Origin of the sequence: Vogesella aquatica (assembly GCF_028548455.1) — a bacterium.
Classification (GTDB): Bacteria; Pseudomonadota; Gammaproteobacteria; order Burkholderiales; family Chromobacteriaceae; genus Vogesella; species Vogesella aquatica.
Genome location: NZ_JAQQLF010000005.1, coordinates 184,098 through 199,149, shown reverse-complemented (window position 1 = coordinate 199,149; position 15,052 = coordinate 184,098). Strand labels below are relative to the sequence as shown.

The following is a 15,052-nucleotide window of genomic DNA, read 5'->3' as shown; positions in this document are numbered from 1 at the left end:
CACTGATCCAGACGGCAAGCTGTACCGCAAAAGTAGAGTCGCACCGGCGCAGCTGAGCTAGCGTCGGCGCAAATGCATCGGGCAGTGTTTCGGCTGGGGCAAAACCACGGTCCGAGCCGTCAGGTGATGGTGCGGGGTTTGGCCAAGGTGGATCAGTTACAGACATTGACGATGGCGGCTTACACATGACACTGCTACGTTCATGGGTGGCATTGTGTCCAGAAGTGACGTGATAGGAAGCGTATCGGGGAAATTCTCGCCCCAGGCACTGTCCGATTACCGATTCTGGCTAGAGTTGGCAGGATATGGGGCTGCTGGAGGTAATCCAAAGCTGCGTCATGCGCAAGAAAAGACAGGACTGCGCTAGGCTGACGGGTATTTCAACAGCCTGCTAGTGGGTCATTACATGCACAAACGCTACCCGCTGCGCTGACAAAAGTTGTGGCCGCCCTATATTAAGGAGCGGCCACGTTTAGCTGCCAATTGAAGGTTGTTTTGCCGATAAGTGCTCGGTCATCACGATGGCCAGCAAGAGGCTGCCCGCTATATGCAACAGAAAAGGCCTGTTTTCACAGAGGTAGCAGCCCCCATTACGGTTTTGGCGGAGATTTCGCCTGGGACGATTCAAGCAGCTTGGTTCATAACGGAGTCAATCTTCAGCACCTCGCATCGAGCGCCATCCAGTGCGACAGGGCAATACTCTACCCCGTGCGGCACCATGATGAATTCACTCTCTTCCACCACTTCTTCCCTGTCGCGCAATTTCATCAGCAAGCGGCCACGATGGACGAAGAACAATTCATCCACACTCTTGCGGAATGACCAGCTTGCCTGATTTTCGATCGTATTCAACGAAACTTTCATCTGGCTGATCTGGCCTTTCACTTTGTCGGGCTGCTCTTGCGGCATGCTGTCTTCTGTGTGTGGCAGCTTGTTTTTGTGCAGCGGCGACAGGTGCTGATTGAGTGCCGCGACATCACGAATGATGGCCGCCAGTTGGCTGGCTTCATCTTTACCGTCTGCGGGATACTGTCCATCCAGCGCAGCAGTGCCGATGGTGAAGCCTGCCGCTCCGGCAGCCTTGACGATGGCAATCCTGTCCGGGCTGCTGATCGACCCTGCAACATAAACCGGCTTGCTAACGGCAGAGCAAACAGCAGCCATCAAGGCAGGTACATTTTCTTTGGATCGATAGGCCAGCAGATCCAGCCCATGTACACCATCATGCGCACAGATCTCCCTTGCACTGGCTACGATTTCATCGATACTGCCTTCCAGCACGCTGGGATGTCCGGTAATCCTGCCCGGAAAGGGAAAATACTGGATGTGGCTGCCCGCGATGATAGGCAGAACATCGTCTACCCGAGTGCCGCCCAGCAGCATGTCTACGCCGATGCTAACGGCAGCTCGAGCTGAAGTGATTTCACTTTCCCTGTCCAGTGATACTACTTCCAGATAGGAAGTAGCGCCCCCGGCCTTTATGGCGGCATTCAGACGCTGCAGTTGCTCAAGTGGCAAGCCGATATCCTTGAAGCCGATGTGGCGGATTCCCAGGCTAAGTGCAGTTTGCAGCTGCTGTTCTGCGTCGGCCACTGTGCGGTCATTGCGAGTCAGCATAAAAATGAAGCGGAGTCCCATGGTATTACCCTTTCACAATTATTCGGATTTGGTTTGTACAGCGACCAGCTGCTTTGCATAATCCAGCGCCGTCACCAGGCTGGCGTGGTCAGCAATGCCTTTCCCTGCGATATCGAATGCTGTGCCATGGTCGGGGCTGGTGCGGACAAAGGGCAGCCCCAGCGTGATGTTTACCCCCCTGTCCAGCCCCAGGTATTTCACCGGAATCAGACCCTGATCGTGGTACTGGGCGACGACGATATCGAACTTCCCCTGGCGGGCATGCATATAGACCGTGTCGCCGGCATAGGGCCCGCTGACATTGATTCCTTCCGCACACGCTGCCGCAATAGCCGGGCGGATGATGCGAATTTCTTCATCACCGAACAGGCCTCCTTCACCAGCATGCGGATTCAGCCCAGCCACGGCGATACGTGGTTTGGCGATACCTAATGCCTTGCATCCCTCACATGCGAGGCGGATTGCAGCAAGCTGGGCATTGAAATCGGCTTGCTCGATGGCTTTGCGTAAAGACATGTGAATTGTTACTAGCACCGTACGAATGTCATCGTTGGCCAGCATCATCGCGACACGCTTGGCTCCGCTGTAATCCGCCAGGATTTCTGTATGTCCGGGATAGCGGATATTTGCGAGGCTCATTGCCTCCTTATTGATGGGTGCCGTAACAATGCCACTGACGGCACCACGTTTTGCCGCTGCAATGGCTGCAATCAGTGCATCAAAAGCAGCTTGTCCCGCCGCAGCATGGATCTGGCCAATAGGCAGAACTGGCAGACGCTGCGAGGTTTCGATGACTTCGATGGTGTTTTCATGAAAGCGGGCCTCCTCCGGTGTACTGATTTCCTGTATCGAGTTATCAATGCCCAGGCGCTGAACGATATTTCGCATGACAGCGACGCTGCCGTAAACGATGGCCCGCTCTTGCCGCTGGGTTAGCGTCTTGGCCACGATTTCCGGGCCAATGCCGCAGGGGTCACCCATGGTTAAAGCTAATGGAGCGGTCTGTGTGCTCATGAATGGTCCTTTCGGGAGCTGGATGTAAGGCATTGCAGTTGCTTAAGTGCGTGTTCCAGAGCGTCGTCACCACCAAAACCACCTGCTTTCATGGCTAGTAGCAGCGTCCTTCCTTGCGGCAGCATGGCGTGACCAAGCGGGAAGCCCGGCGCTAGCTCCTGCAAGACTTCGAACTCCTGTATGTCGAGGTGGTCCAGAATCGCCGCCATGGTGTCGCCACCAGAGACCATCAGTGCACCGAAGCGCGGGTCGCTCAGTGTTTGTGCCGCAGCCTGCGCAAGGTGCTGTAGAACCTCGATGGGATTACTCAAGCGAAGTCCTGGTGCGCGTAGTAGTGCTACCCCGGTACGCTGCTGTAAATAATCTGCCTGTTGCTGACTGCGAGGGTTGGCACTCCCTATGACCACCAGCGGGTCACCCGGTATGAAAGGCGTTACCTGAGGCGTGGCTTGTTTCGGCGCAAAGCGCTTTGCCAGGGCGATGGCCATGCCAGGCGAGCCTACCCACAGTACCGACTCGGGGTCTGCCACGGCAGCGACTTGTGCGTCCAGCTCGTCCTGTGTGCAGGCATCAAGCAAAATGGCATGAGGGATACAGTCAGGAAGTAGTGCGGCAAGAGCAGAATGCTGTGCCGGGTGTACCGGATCGCAGCCATAAACACTTTCGGCTACCGGTACGCCGTCCACGTACTGTATGCCACCGATTGTTGTCCTGCCGGCAGCGGGAAATGCCGGTGCAAAAACCACGGTTTTGCGGCCACTGGCTTTGAAACAGGCTTCCAGTTCTACTGTCACATGACCGCGTAGCGTGGAATCTACCGTTTTGTACAGTAGGGGGCGTGGAGCCAGTTGTCGGGTAAGGTGGGCAACCATCGCGGCAGCATCCTGCGGGCTGGCCGAGCGTGCGCCGCTATCTACGGTAACCACGCTGGCAAGTCTGGAGGGTAGTTGTCCGCGGCCCAAAGTGGCGCGAAACCCGGCCTCGACAAATGGCGCAGCACCGTCTGCTGCACTGGTGAGGTCATCGGCCAGAACCGATATCTGAAGATTTTGTTTGGTGTCCATGCGTCAATTATCGAGACGTGAACACAATATAAAAAGCGATAGTTTTTGCCATTAATTGGTGATAAATTATCACCAATGAACCGCTCAGACATTCCCTCCCTCGATGACCTGCGGGCCTTTGAAGCTACTGCCAGGCTTGGCTCTGTCCGATTGGCGGCAGACTCGCTCGCACTCACGCATGGCGCAATCAGCCGCCGTATCAACAAACTGGCCGAGGACATCGGTGTTCCCTTGTTTGAGAAGTCCGGGCGCGGACTGCGGCTAACCTCTGCCGGGGAAACACTCAACCTTACCCTGGGTCGCTTCTTTGGCGAGTTGGAAGCCACCGTGCAAAGCTTGCGTGCTATGCATAGTGAGCAGCGTGCCTTGGTACTATCCTGCGAGCCCTCGGTAGCCATGCGCTGGTTGATACCCCGGTTGGGCAACTTTCAGCTGCTGCATCCTGATATTGCCCTGCACCTGGCGGTAGGCGGTGGTCTGGTCGATTTTCATAAAGATCGCGTCAACCTGGCGATCCGCCGTTTGGACTTTGCCCGTCCCGAGTCCTGGCGGGTGCTGCGCTTGTTCCCCGAGCAGGTTGGCCCCGTGATGCAACCTGATCTGGTGTCGATGTTTGAACAAGGCAACTATCTGGCACTAGGCTCCAAGACACGCCCGGAAGCCTGGGCGCAGTGGCTTAAAAAGCATCCATCCGTACCCCGTCCTAGCGAAATTCGCTATTACGACCATCACGCACTGATTATCGAGGCCGCTGTTGCCGGGCTTGGTGTCGCTCTTAGCCCGTACATCCTGGCCATTGACGATGTACAACGAGGGCGTTTGCGCGCTCCTGCGGGTTTTGAGCCAGATGGCAGCCACTATGGCTTGATCTGGCTAGGGCCTGACGAATTGAGCGGTGCGGAGTTGAAATTGGCCGAGTGGTTAAGGGCAGCGCTTTCCGATTTCGGGGCAGTCCAGTGAGGCTCACGGGGTATCCAGGAAAGCAGGGGGCGACTCAGCGTTTTCGACTTTTTCAGGCCGGCACAGAAGCTGAAGCAGTCCGGGCTTTTGCCGTGGTGCAGTGCAGCCCACTCATGTCTGCACTCACAGGCTGGCTACGGCCGGGCTGCCATCCAGGCGTGGGCGTTTCTGTCCGTGCTGGCGTGATGTCTGCCTTACTGTCTGGCCATGCGGGTTGGCGCGCTCAGGTGCTATCGCGTACCAGCAGTTTGTAGCCCAGGTCTACCGTTGTGCTGTCGGGCTGCCGGCCTGCCATCAGCTCCAGCAGCATGTTTGCCGCTACCTGGCCAATGGCATAGCGCGGGGTAGCCACCGTGGTCAGCGCCGGGTTGGTCCACGCCGACATCTCCAGGTTGTTGAAACCGGCGATGGCCAGCTGTTGCGGCACGGCAATGTGGCGGCGCTGGCACTCGAACATCACCCCCAGCGCCAGGTCGTCGTTGTTGCAGAAGATGGCGTCGCAGTCCGGCGCCTGGCGTAGCAGCTCGTCCAGCAGCCGCGCCCCTTGGCCCACCGACGAGGGCTGTGCCTCGGCAATTTCGCGGTGCGGCTGGTACAGGCCGGCTTCGCGCAGTGCGGCGCGGTAGCCTTCGCCGCGCTTGATGGTGCGCGGGTCCAGCTGTGCAGCCAGAAAACCGATGCGGCGGTAGCCTTTGTCCAGTAGCTGGCGGGTCAGCGCGTAGCCGCTGTCGAACTGCGAAAAGCCCACGCAGTAACGGCCGCTGTCGTCCAGCTCCATCATGTGCACGGTGGGAATGTCGGCACTGCGTAACAGGGTGCTGGCGGCGTCGTTCTGGTCGAAGCCGGTGAGCAGGATGCCGTCCGGGTTGTATTCCAGATAGGTGCGCAGCAGCGTTTCTTCGTCTTGCGGCGCGTAGCGGGTATCGCCGATCAGCGTCTGGTAGCCGCGCGGGTACAGGGTGTCGTGGATGGCGGCCAGGGTATCGACAAACACCGCGTTGGACAGCGACGGCACCAGTACCACCACGCTGTGCGAGCGGGCCGATGCCAGCGAGCGGGCGGCGCGGTTGGGCACGTAGCCGAGCTGGCGCACGGCGTCGTCGATGCGCTGGCGCAGGCTGTCGGTAACCAGTGCCGGCTTGTTCAGCGCGCGGGAGATGGTGATAGCGCTGACGCCGACATGGGCGGCAACATCGTTCAGGGTGACGCGGCTCTGGCCGGCGCGGGGTTTGCGGTCTGTCATGGCGCTCATTCTAGCGGGAGGTGGTGGATGTCGGGAGCGCAGAGTTTGCTGCGCTGCACGATCAAATCTGCTTTACAGGGGGTTATGTTAGCGCTAACTTTGCATCCGGCCAAACGCCAGCCAGCGGCTGTCGTGCGGCAGGGCCACTGCGGTGGCATTTTTATGATCTCGAAATGTTAACGCTAACATGATAAGGCAAACGATGCTGGTAGTGATGGGCGTATGTGGCAGCGGCAAGAGCGAGGTTGGCCGCAGGCTAGCCGCCGAGCTGGGCGCGCGCTTTGTGGAGGGGGACGACTTTCACCCGCCGGCCAATGTGGCGCGGATGGAAGCCGGTATCCCGCTGACCGATGACGATCGCGGCCAGTGGCTGCAGGCGCTACGCAGCCAGTTACAGCAGGCGCAGGTTGCCGGGGAGGGCGTGGTGTTGTCCTGTTCGGCGCTGAAGCGCCGCTACCGCGACCTGCTGCGCGACGGCTGCCCCGGCCTGGCCTTTGTGTACCTGAAGGGCGAGCGCGCGCTGATCGAGGCGCGCATGCGTGCCCGCCAGGGCCATTTCATGCCGCTGGCGCTGATCGACAGCCAGCTGGCCGACCTGGAGCCGCCGCAGGCGGAAGAGGGCGCCATCGAGGTCGATATCCGCCTGCCGGTGGCCGAGCTGGTGGCCGGCGTGGTAGCGCGCCTGACGGCGCAGACAAGGAGTTCCCATGCATAAGCTGCTGTCCCGCTGCGAGCGGGTGATCGAATGGCTGCTGGCACTGGCGCTGGCGGTGATGGTGCTGTTGGTGTTCGGCAATGTGGTGCTGCGCTACGTGTTCGACTCGGGCATTGCCTCGGCCGAAGAGGTGTCGCGGCTGATGTTCGTGTGGCTGGTGTTTCTGGGCGCCATCCTGGCCACGCGCCAGCACGCGCACCTGGGCGTGGAAATGGTGCAGGCCAGGCTGGCCCCGCGCTGGCGCCGCCTGTGCGCGCTGCTCAGCCACGGCCTGATGCTGTACGTGCTGGTGCTTTTCCTGCAAGGCAGCTGGCAGCAAACGCTGATCGGCCTGCAAACCTATTCCACGGTGCTGGGCTTCCCGATGGCGCTGTTTTCCGGCGCCGGCCTGCTGTGCGCGGTAGCCATGCTGCTGCTCTTGGGCCTGAACCTGCTGCGCATCCTGCTGGGCCACCCGCAGGCGCATATTCCGGGCAACCCCGACGCCGCCGGCGGCCAGGATCTGTAAAGGACACCCGATGACCATCGCAATCTTTCTGTCTGTACTGTTTGCCGGCATGGCCCTGGGCATGCCGGTGGCTTTCGCGCTGATCCTGACCGGGGTAGCGCTGATGTTCCACCTGGATTTTTTCGACGCGCAGCTGATCGCGCAGAACCTGCTGTCCGGGGCCGACAGCTTTCCGCTGATGGCGGTGCCGTTCTTTATATTGGCCGGCGAGCTGATGAACGCCGGCGGCATTTCGCGCCGCATCATCAACCTGGCGGTGGCTTTTGTCGGCCATATCCAGGGTGGGCTGGGCTTTGTGGCCATTGCCGCCTCGGTATTGCTGGCCAGCCTGTCCGGCTCGGCTATTGCCGATACCGCCGCGCTGGCCACCTTGCTGATTCCGATGATGCGTGACAACGGTTACCCGGTTGGCCGCGCCTCCGGCCTGATTGCCTCCGGCGGCATCATCGCGCCCATCATTCCACCCAGCATGCCGTTCATCATTTTCGGCGTCACCACCAATACCTCGATTACCGCGCTGTTCCTGGCTGGTATCGTGCCCGGCCTGCTGATGGGCGCGGGGCTGATCCTTACCTGGCTGTGGGTGTCGCGCGGCATGCAGGTGAAACCGCAGCCGCGCCAGAGCTGGGCGCAGCGCCGCCACGCGCTGCTGGACGGCATCTGGGCGCTGATGCTGCCGGTGATCATCATCGGCGGCTTGAAATTCGGCGTGTTCACGCCGACCGAGGCAGCGGTGGTGGCCGCGGTGTATTCGCTGCTGGTGAGTCTGCTGGTGTACCGCGAGCTGAAGCTGCCGGCGCTGCAGCCGGTGTTTGTGCACGCCGCCCGCACCACCGCCACCGTGATGTTCCTGTGCGCCGCGGCCATGGTGTCGTCGTACATGATCACGCTGGCCGACCTGCCGGCGCAGATCGGCCAGATGCTGGGGCCGTTGATGGAGCAACCGCGCCTGCTGATGGCCGCCATGATGCTGCTGCTGTTGCTGGTGGGCATCGTGATGGACCTGACCCCCACCATCCTGGTGCTGGGCCCGGTGATGATGCCGCTGGTGGTGCAAGCCGGCATCGACCCGACCTACTTCGGCGTGATGTTCATCCTGGTGGGCTCCATCGGCCTGATTACCCCGCCGGTGTGCACGGTGCTGAACGTGGTGTGCGGCATTGCCCGCATTTCGCTGGAAACCGCCACCCGCGGCGTGCTGCCCTTCCTGGGCGTTTACCTGGCGCTGCTGGCCTTGCTGGTGGCGGTGCCCGAGCTGGTTACCGTACCGGCCAAGTTCTTCCGTTAGCCTGTGGGCCAACGTTGCTGTCGTGACAATACAAATCAAGGAGAGACCCATGACAACCCTGCTGTTCAAACCCGTACTGGCCGGCCTGCTGGCCGCCGGTTTCCTCGCCGCACCGCTGGTGCAGGCGGCCGACATCAAGCCGCGCCTGATCCGCTTTGGCTACGGCCTGGCCGAAGACAGCAACCAGGGCCGCGCGGTGAAGGTATTTGCCGACGAAGTGACCAAGCGCTCTGGCGGCAAGCTGAAGGTGAAAGGCTTTGCCTCGGCCACGCTGGGCAACGATGTGCAAATGCAGAACGCGCTGATCGGCGGAGCGCAGGAGATGATGGTGGGCTCCACCGCTACCCTGGTGGGCGTGGAGAAGGATTTCGGCGTCTACGACCTGCCGTTCCTGTTTAGCAACGAGCAGGAAGCCGACAAGGTGCTGGACGGCGCCTTCGGCCAGTCGCTGCTCACGCGGCTGCCGGCCAAGGGCATGGTGGGGCTGGCGTACTGGGAAAACGGCTTTCGCAACGTGACCAATACCAAGCGCCCGATTACCCGCTTCGAGGATTTCCAGGGTATCAAGCTGCGCGTGATGCAAAACCCGGTATACATCGAAATGTTCAACAGCTTTGGTGCCAACGCGGTGCCGCTGGCCTTTGCCGAGCTGTTTACCGCGCTGGAAACGCGGGCGGTGGACGGCCAGGAAAACCCGGTGAACACCATCCAGTCCAGCAAGTTCTACGAGGTGCAGAAGTACCTGTCTATTACCAAGCACGTCTACAGCCCGTGGGTGGTGACGGTCAGCAAGAAATGGTGGGATGGCCTGTCGCGTGACGAGCAGAAGATCCTGCAGGATGCCGCCGTGGTGTCACGCGCCTTCGAGCGCAAGGATACCCGTGCCGAGGCCATGCGCAGCGTCAGCTTCCTGACGCAGCAGGGCATGCAGATCAACAAGGTGAGTGACGCCGAGCTCAAGCGCATGCGCGACAAGGCCAAGCCGGCGTTTGACCGCTTTGCGGCCAACGGTGGCGGCGAGGTACTGAAAGCGCTGCAAGGCGCGCTGGCGCAGGCGCGCTAAACCCGCCAGAAGCCTGGCCACGGCACCCCCCGTTCTGCTGGCAGACGGGGGGTGTTTGCCTGCTGGCGGCCACGCCCGCAGGCGGCGTGGCTGACTGGCCGGCGATGCGCGCCACCATCTGCACCAGTTCGTCCCGCGTGACCTTGCCCATGCCGTTGCGGCGGCTGCCCGGTGCCGCCAGCAACCCGGCCGCTACCACCTGTGCGGCCGCTTCGCCGTAGCCTGCGGGCAGCTCGCCGGCGTCTTGCCGCATGGCGCGTTCATTCAGTTCCTGGTGCCGGACGCCTTCGTACATGGCGCGTCCGGCCAGAAATAGTCGCTGCCGCTCATCCAGCCGGGCGTTTTCTTTGCGTGCAACTCGCCGCCCGGCAACATCTGCAGCGTATTGGCCAGTTTGGCGCGCGTTACAGGCTGCTGCAGCCAGAAACGGCCTTGCTCGTCGCTAGTCATCAGGCCGTGGAACACTGCTGCTTTCACGGCTTGCCGCTGGTGACTGCGGGCGACGTCGGTGGGGGTGGCGCGCGCCGGGTCGCCCAGGCGGGTGCCTGCCGGTTCGATATCCAGCCGGGTGTTGCGTACGGTGTAGTCGGTTTGCGAATCGACCAAGCTGCTCCAGGCGGTAAAGCGCTCGCCCTTGCTGAAACTGAAGCAGTAGCCGTAGTGGTAACCGTTGGCCGGGTCGTAGCGGTCGCCGCTGCCCAGCATGCGGAGGCGTACATTGCCGATACGGCTGCCGTGCAGCGTTTTCCGTTAGCTGGCCGCGCGGGCATCCATCACCGTCAGGTAGCCTTTGCCCAGCACTTGCAGCGTACCGTCCGGCTTCACCCACATCGCGGTACTGGTGTCCAGCCCGTAGCCGCGGGCCAGGCCGCGCGCGCTGATAGGCGGCCATGCGGCCAGCCTCGTCCTGTTCCAGCGGCTGGCGCAATTTGGCTACCGGCGAAACCGCGGCCTGCAAGGTGGCGGTGAGCTCGGCACGCAGCGCGGTAGAAACCGGGTAGCCCAGCACGTTGGCCAGGCGGTTGGCGGCGGCGGGCGAGCTATCGGCGGCCCCGGTCAACGCTTCCATACGCTGGGGGGGGGGGGGGGGCAAGCATTGCCTGCCGGCGCTGCCCGCCATGGCGCAATGCCGTCGTGACAAACCCATACCGGCCACGGTGGCGGGTGTGGGTATGGGCGTAGGCGAGATGCTTAGCGCGGCGCTTGCGGCGGACGCTCTTCGCCTTGCTGCGCGTCGCCCGGGTGGCCGTACGGTTTGCCCGGCGGTGGTGTCAGCAGCGCCTGGCGCACGAGTTTGCCTTGCTCGGCGTTCAGGCTGTCAAAGAAAGCCAGCCAGGCCGGGGACGGCTGCGGCGGCACCTTGCGGGCGCTTTCCAGGCTGCGGAAGGCATCGGACAGGCTGGTCTTGCCGTCAGCCAGTTTGTCACGCAGCGTCATCTGCGCGCGCATCATGGCATGGCCGGCTTCGATCTGGTTGCTGGCGTCGGCCTGTTCGGCTTTTACCCACAGCGCGTCTTGCTTGCTGTCCAGCTTCAGCGCCGGCAGTACGCGTTTGAGCAGCATGCCCAGCGACGGCGGCAGCGGTTTTTCGGCACCCGGTGGCGGTGGCGATGGCTGCTGGCCATCGAGATCGTTCAGGGCCGGGGCAGTGGCCATAGCCACGCTGGAGAGCAGGGCTGCGCAGCTGGCAGCGATCAGGGCGAAACGCATGATGTTGACCTTATCGGGTGTGGCAATGGTGTCATCATGCGGCGTGCGCTTGTCGGCAGCTTGTCGGGGCTGTATCGCTGGCGGTACATGATGCAGACAGTAGCAGTACGGCGGATTGTCACTTATCGTTAAAAGTGCGACACAATAGGGCGCCGCAGCCGACTAGGAGACGATGTGACCGACGATGCATGGGTAGCCGCCTTGCGGCACGGCCTGTCTGCCGGCGAGTTTTGGCCGGCGTTCCAGCCGCAGCTGAACCTGGCCAGCGGGCACGTATGCGGCTTCGAGGTGCTGGCACGCTGGGATTCGCCGCAGTATGGCCGTGTTTCGCCGGCTACCTTCATTCCGCTGGCAGAGCGCTGTGGCGTGCTGCATACCTTGCTGCTGACGCTGATGGCCGACGCCTGCCGGCAGGCCGCCTGCTGGCCCGGCCGCTTTTCGCTGGCCTTCAACCTGGCGCCGTCGCAGTTCTTGCTGCCCTCGCTGGTGGACGATCTGATCAATACCGTGCGCAACAGCGGTTTTCCGCTGGCGCGGGTGGTGATCGAGATTACCGAAAACGAGCTGTTCCACGATAACGCCGCGGTGCAGCAGGTGCTGGACGACCTGAAGCAGCACGGCATGGCGCTGTCGCTGGACGACTTCGGCACCGGCTATTCCAGTCTGACGCGGCTGCACTCGCTGCCGTTTGACGAAATCAAGATCGACGCCAGCTTCGTGGCTGCCTTGCAGGGGGATGCACAGTCCTTGCGTATCGTGACGGCGGTACTGGGGCTGGGGCAGAGCCTGGGGCTGACCGTGGTGGCGGAGGGGGTGGAAACCGCCGGCCAGGCAGCGCTATTGCACAAGCTGGGCTGCGATGTCGGTCAGGGTTTTCTGTGGTCGCCAGCGGTGCCCGCCGCCCAGGCCTGGCAGCTGTTGCAGCAGTGGGGCGAGGAGGCGGCGCAAACGTCGATGGACCTGTCGCCGTTCCAGCGCCTGCACCAGCTGGAGGCGCTGTACCAGGATTCGCCGGTTGGCCTGTGCTTCATCGATTGCCAGATGCGTGTGGTCAGTGCCAATCCGCGTCTGGCCAGCTATCTGGGGGTAGGCCTGGACTTCATGCTGCGCAAACCTGCCAGCCAGCTGTTCGGCCACGAAATGACCCCCGATCTGATGGCAGCGCTGCTGCGGGTAATGGCAGGCGAAGCCTGCGAGCCGGCCGAGTACCGCCACCAGCCCAGCGGCACCACGTTCCTGATTGCGCATCAGCGCATTGCCGATGCGCAGCAGCAACCGCTGGGGGTGTCGCTGGTGGTCATCGATATCACCAGCCGGGTGGAAGCCGAAGCCCGGCTGCGACAAAGCGAAACCCACTTCCGCACCGTGCTGGAGCTAGGCCCTAACGTGACGTGGCGTACTGGCCCGGACGGGCTGGTGGACTATATGGGCGAGTACGTGGATTGCCCGTCCGATGCCAGCCATCACGAGCGCCATGCCTGCTGGCTGGCACGCATGCACCCGGACGACCGGCTGCAGGTGCGCGAGACCTGGCTGGCGCATCTGCCCAGTAAGCAGCCGTTCCGCATCGAGTTCCGCATTTTGTGGCCGGACGGCAGCTGGCGCTGGATGCTCAGCCGGGCATTTCCGGCGCTGGACGCCAGCGGCCAGGTGCAGGCCTGGTACGGTATCATTTCCGATGTGACCACCGAGCACGAGCTGAAGCTGCGCGTCGCCGCGCTGGAGCAGCAGCTGCGCGAGTGGCAGCCCAGCCCCTTGTGCTAGCCAGCGGCCAGCCGCTGCGGCATGATGCCGCTTTGCCGGATGACACGCGGGAGCCTGCATGAAAATTGCCGTATTCGACACCAAACACTACGACCGCCAGGCGCTGACGCTGGCCAATGCCCGCTTCGGCCACGAGCTGGGCTTCTTCGAGCCTCGCCTCAATACCGCCACCGTGGAGCTGGCGGCCGGTTTTGACGCTGTTTGCCCCTTTGTTAACGACCGGCTGGACGCCGCAGTGGTGGCCAGGTTGGCCGCACTGGGCGTGCAGCTGGTGGTATTGCGCTGCGCCGGCTTTAACGGTGTGGACCTGGCCGCCTGCCGCCAGCACGGTATTCGCGTGGCGCGGGTGCCGGCCTATTCGCCGCACGCGGTGGCCGAGCACGCTTTTGCGCTGCTGCTGGCGGTGAATCGCCGCATCCACAAGGCCTACGTGCGCGTGCGCGAGATGGATTTCTCGCTGGACGGGCTGGTAGGTTTCGACCTGCACGGCAAAACCTTCGGCGTGATCGGTACCGGCCGCATCGGCGAGGCGGCCATCGCCATTGCCCGTGGTTTCGGCATGCGCGTGCTGGCCTGCGACCCGCAGCAGAATGCGGCGCTGGCGGCACGGCTGGGCTTCGACTACGCGCCGCTGGCCGAGGTGCTGGCGCACAGCGATGTGCTGAGCCTGCACGTGCCGCTGCTGCCGGCCACGCGCCACATCATCGACGCGGTGGCCATTGCCGCCATTAAGCCGGGCGCCATCCTGATCAATACCAGCCGTGGCGCGCTGGTGGATACGCCGGCGGTGATCGATGCGCTCAAGAGCGGCCAGCTGGCCGGTGTGGGGCTGGATGTGTACGAAATGGAGGAGGGCGTGTTCTTCGAGGACTTGTCCGATACCGGCCTGCAGGATGACCAGCTGGCGCGGCTGCTGACCTTCCCCAATGTGCTGGTCACCTCGCACCAAGGCTTTCTCACGCGCGAGGCGCTGGCCAATATCGCCGACACCACGCTGGGCAACGCCACGGCCTTTGCCGCCGGCGAAGCGCTGGCCAACGAGGTATTGCCGCAGTAGCGCTTGGCGTTGCGCAAGAAAAAAGGTTGGCCGCGGCCAACCTTTTTTCTTGCAGAGACCCCTGCTTGCTGGGCAAGCAGGGGTCTCTTGTCAATGGGAGGGCTGCGGGTGCCGGTACTGGTGTGGAGTGGCCCGGCTTTGCCGGGTCCGGTAGTGCCTGAGCCGGTACATGGTGTGCAGCCCGGAAGGTTGGCCGCGGCCAACCTTTTTGTTTGCGACTGACGGGTTTATTGCGCCAGCGGGTCGCGACGGAATACCCAGTGCGTGGCGTCGGAGGCGTTGGCATCGAAAGCGTAGCCTTCGCTGTTAAAGCCCTTTAGTGCCTCGGCATCGCTCACTGCGTGTTCTACCGCCCAGCGCGCCATCAGGCCGCGTGCGCGTTTGGCGTAGAAACTGATGATCTTGTACTGGCCGTTTTTCAGGTCCTGGAACACCGGGGTGATCACGGTGGCCTGCAGTTTTTTCGGCTTCACCGACTTGAAGTACTCGTCGGATGCCAGGTTCACCAGCTGCGGCTGCGCCTGCTTGGCCAGCTCGGCGTTCAGTGCGTCGGTGATGATCTCGCCCCAGAACTGGTACAGGTTGGCGCCGCGCGGGTTGGCCAGGCGGGTGCCCATTTCCAGGCGGTAGGCTTGCATCAGGTCCAGCGGGCGCAGCAGTCCGTACAGGCCGGACAGAATGCGCAGGTGTTGCTGCAGCCAGGCCAGCTGCGGCTCGCTCAGGCTGGCGGCGTCCAGCCCTTCGTACACATCGCCCATGAAAGCCAGCACTGCCTGTTTGGCGTTTTCTGGTGTAAATTCACCGCCCCAGTCGTGAAAGCGCCCGGCGTTCAGCGTGGCCAGTGCATCGCTGATGCTCATCAGCTGGCCGATATCGGCCGGGCTGAGCTGGCGCAGCGTGGCGATCAGCTCGGCGCTGTGCGCCAGGAAGTCTGGCTGCGTGTAGCGGGCGGTGTGGGCAGGGGTGTCGTAGTCCAGCGTTTTGGCTGGCGAAATAACCATCAACATGTCACGTCCTTAGGCGGTGGG

14 protein-coding genes and 1 pseudogene are annotated in these 15,052 nt (G+C 62.5%); 8 read left to right on the top strand and 7 right to left on the bottom strand.

Annotated elements, in window-relative coordinates:
- Positions 1 to 61: 61 nt before the first annotated feature.
- Positions 62 to 189 (top strand): annotated as a pseudogene (locus PQU95_RS18570) (IS5/IS1182 family transposase); the annotation flags it as partial.
- A 435-nt stretch (positions 190 to 624) separates the two neighbouring features.
- Here PQU95_RS18570 and PQU95_RS05060 read toward each other — a convergent pair.
- Genes PQU95_RS05060 through PQU95_RS05050 form a run of 3 tightly spaced genes read right to left on the bottom strand, consistent with a single transcriptional unit; the run spans position 625 to position 3,716 of the window.
- Positions 625 to 1,638: a hypothetical protein gene (locus tag PQU95_RS05060; RefSeq protein ID WP_272750976.1), complete on the bottom strand. Its 1,014-nt coding sequence runs from the start codon at positions 1,636 to 1,638 to the stop codon at positions 625 to 627.
- 18 nt (positions 1,639 to 1,656) lie between these two features.
- Positions 1,657 to 2,652: a 4-hydroxythreonine-4-phosphate dehydrogenase PdxA gene (gene pdxA, locus PQU95_RS05055; RefSeq protein ID WP_272750975.1), complete on the bottom strand. Its 996-nt coding sequence runs from the start codon at positions 2,650 to 2,652 to the stop codon at positions 1,657 to 1,659.
- Positions 2,649 to 3,716, bottom strand: coding sequence for a four-carbon acid sugar kinase family protein (locus tag PQU95_RS05050; protein WP_272750974.1), 1,068 nt, complete (start codon positions 3,714 to 3,716; stop codon positions 2,649 to 2,651). The genes pdxA and PQU95_RS05050 overlap by 4 nt, the downstream gene beginning before the upstream one ends.
- Positions 3,717 to 3,791: 75 nt before the next feature.
- Between PQU95_RS05050 and PQU95_RS05045 the strand changes: the two genes are divergently transcribed.
- The gene (locus tag PQU95_RS05045; RefSeq protein WP_272750973.1) at positions 3,792 to 4,676 is read left to right on the top strand and encodes a LysR family transcriptional regulator; all 885 of its coding nucleotides are present in this window, start codon (positions 3,792 to 3,794) and stop codon (positions 4,674 to 4,676) included.
- 223 nt (positions 4,677 to 4,899) lie between these two features.
- On the opposite strand, the gene gntR is transcribed toward PQU95_RS05045, so the two are convergent.
- The gene (gene gntR, locus PQU95_RS05040; protein ID WP_272750972.1) at positions 4,900 to 5,919 is read right to left on the bottom strand and encodes an HTH-type transcriptional regulator GntR; all 1,020 of its coding nucleotides are present in this window, start codon (positions 5,917 to 5,919) and stop codon (positions 4,900 to 4,902) included.
- A 187-nt stretch (positions 5,920 to 6,106) separates the two neighbouring features.
- Here gntR and PQU95_RS05035 point away from each other — a divergent pair, with 187 nt between their 5' ends.
- From PQU95_RS05035 to PQU95_RS05020, 4 genes are read left to right on the top strand one after another with little or no spacing between them, the layout of a single operon-like run.
- The gene (locus PQU95_RS05035; protein WP_272750971.1) at positions 6,107 to 6,634 is read left to right on the top strand and encodes a gluconokinase; all 528 of its coding nucleotides are present in this window, start codon (positions 6,107 to 6,109) and stop codon (positions 6,632 to 6,634) included.
- A complete protein-coding gene (locus tag PQU95_RS05030) occupies positions 6,627 to 7,142 on the top strand; it encodes a TRAP transporter small permease (protein WP_144372443.1) in 516 nt (171 codons plus the stop codon). The genes PQU95_RS05035 and PQU95_RS05030 overlap by 8 nt, the downstream gene beginning before the upstream one ends.
- A gap of 10 nt (positions 7,143 to 7,152) precedes the next feature.
- Positions 7,153 to 8,430 carry a TRAP transporter large permease subunit gene (locus PQU95_RS05025; RefSeq protein WP_272750970.1) on the top strand — a complete coding sequence of 426 codons (1,278 nt, stop codon included), beginning with the start codon at positions 7,153 to 7,155 and terminating at the stop codon, positions 8,428 to 8,430.
- A 49-nt stretch (positions 8,431 to 8,479) separates the two neighbouring features.
- Positions 8,480 to 9,493, top strand: coding sequence for a TRAP transporter substrate-binding protein (locus tag PQU95_RS05020; RefSeq protein WP_272750969.1), 1,014 nt, complete (start codon positions 8,480 to 8,482; stop codon positions 9,491 to 9,493).
- 264 nt (positions 9,494 to 9,757) lie between these two features.
- Here PQU95_RS05020 and PQU95_RS05015 read toward each other — a convergent pair whose 3' ends face one another.
- Both PQU95_RS05015 and PQU95_RS05010 read right to left on the bottom strand, forming a co-directional pair.
- Positions 9,758 to 10,198 (bottom strand): hypothetical protein, encoded by a 441-nt coding sequence (locus PQU95_RS05015; RefSeq protein ID WP_272750968.1) that lies wholly within the window; start codon positions 10,196 to 10,198, stop codon positions 9,758 to 9,760.
- 486 nt (positions 10,199 to 10,684) lie between these two features.
- Entirely contained in the window at positions 10,685 to 11,203 is a 519-nt protein-coding gene (locus tag PQU95_RS05010) for a hypothetical protein (protein ID WP_272750967.1), read from the bottom strand.
- Between the two features lie 174 nt (positions 11,204 to 11,377).
- Here PQU95_RS05010 and PQU95_RS05005 point away from each other — a divergent pair, with 174 nt between their 5' ends.
- Entirely contained in the window at positions 11,378 to 12,967 is a 1,590-nt protein-coding gene (locus tag PQU95_RS05005; protein WP_272750966.1) for an EAL domain-containing protein, read from the top strand.
- A gap of 58 nt (positions 12,968 to 13,025) precedes the next feature.
- Positions 13,026 to 14,024, top strand: coding sequence for a 2-hydroxyacid dehydrogenase (locus PQU95_RS05000; protein ID WP_272750965.1), 999 nt, complete (start codon positions 13,026 to 13,028; stop codon positions 14,022 to 14,024).
- Positions 14,025 to 14,251: 227 nt separating this feature from the next.
- Here PQU95_RS05000 and yaaA read toward each other — a convergent pair whose 3' ends face one another.
- On the bottom strand, positions 14,252 to 15,031 hold the full coding sequence (gene yaaA / locus PQU95_RS04995) for a peroxide stress protein YaaA (RefSeq protein WP_272750964.1): 780 nt from the start codon (positions 15,029 to 15,031) through the stop codon (positions 14,252 to 14,254).
- Positions 15,032 to 15,052: the final 21 nt, after the last annotated feature.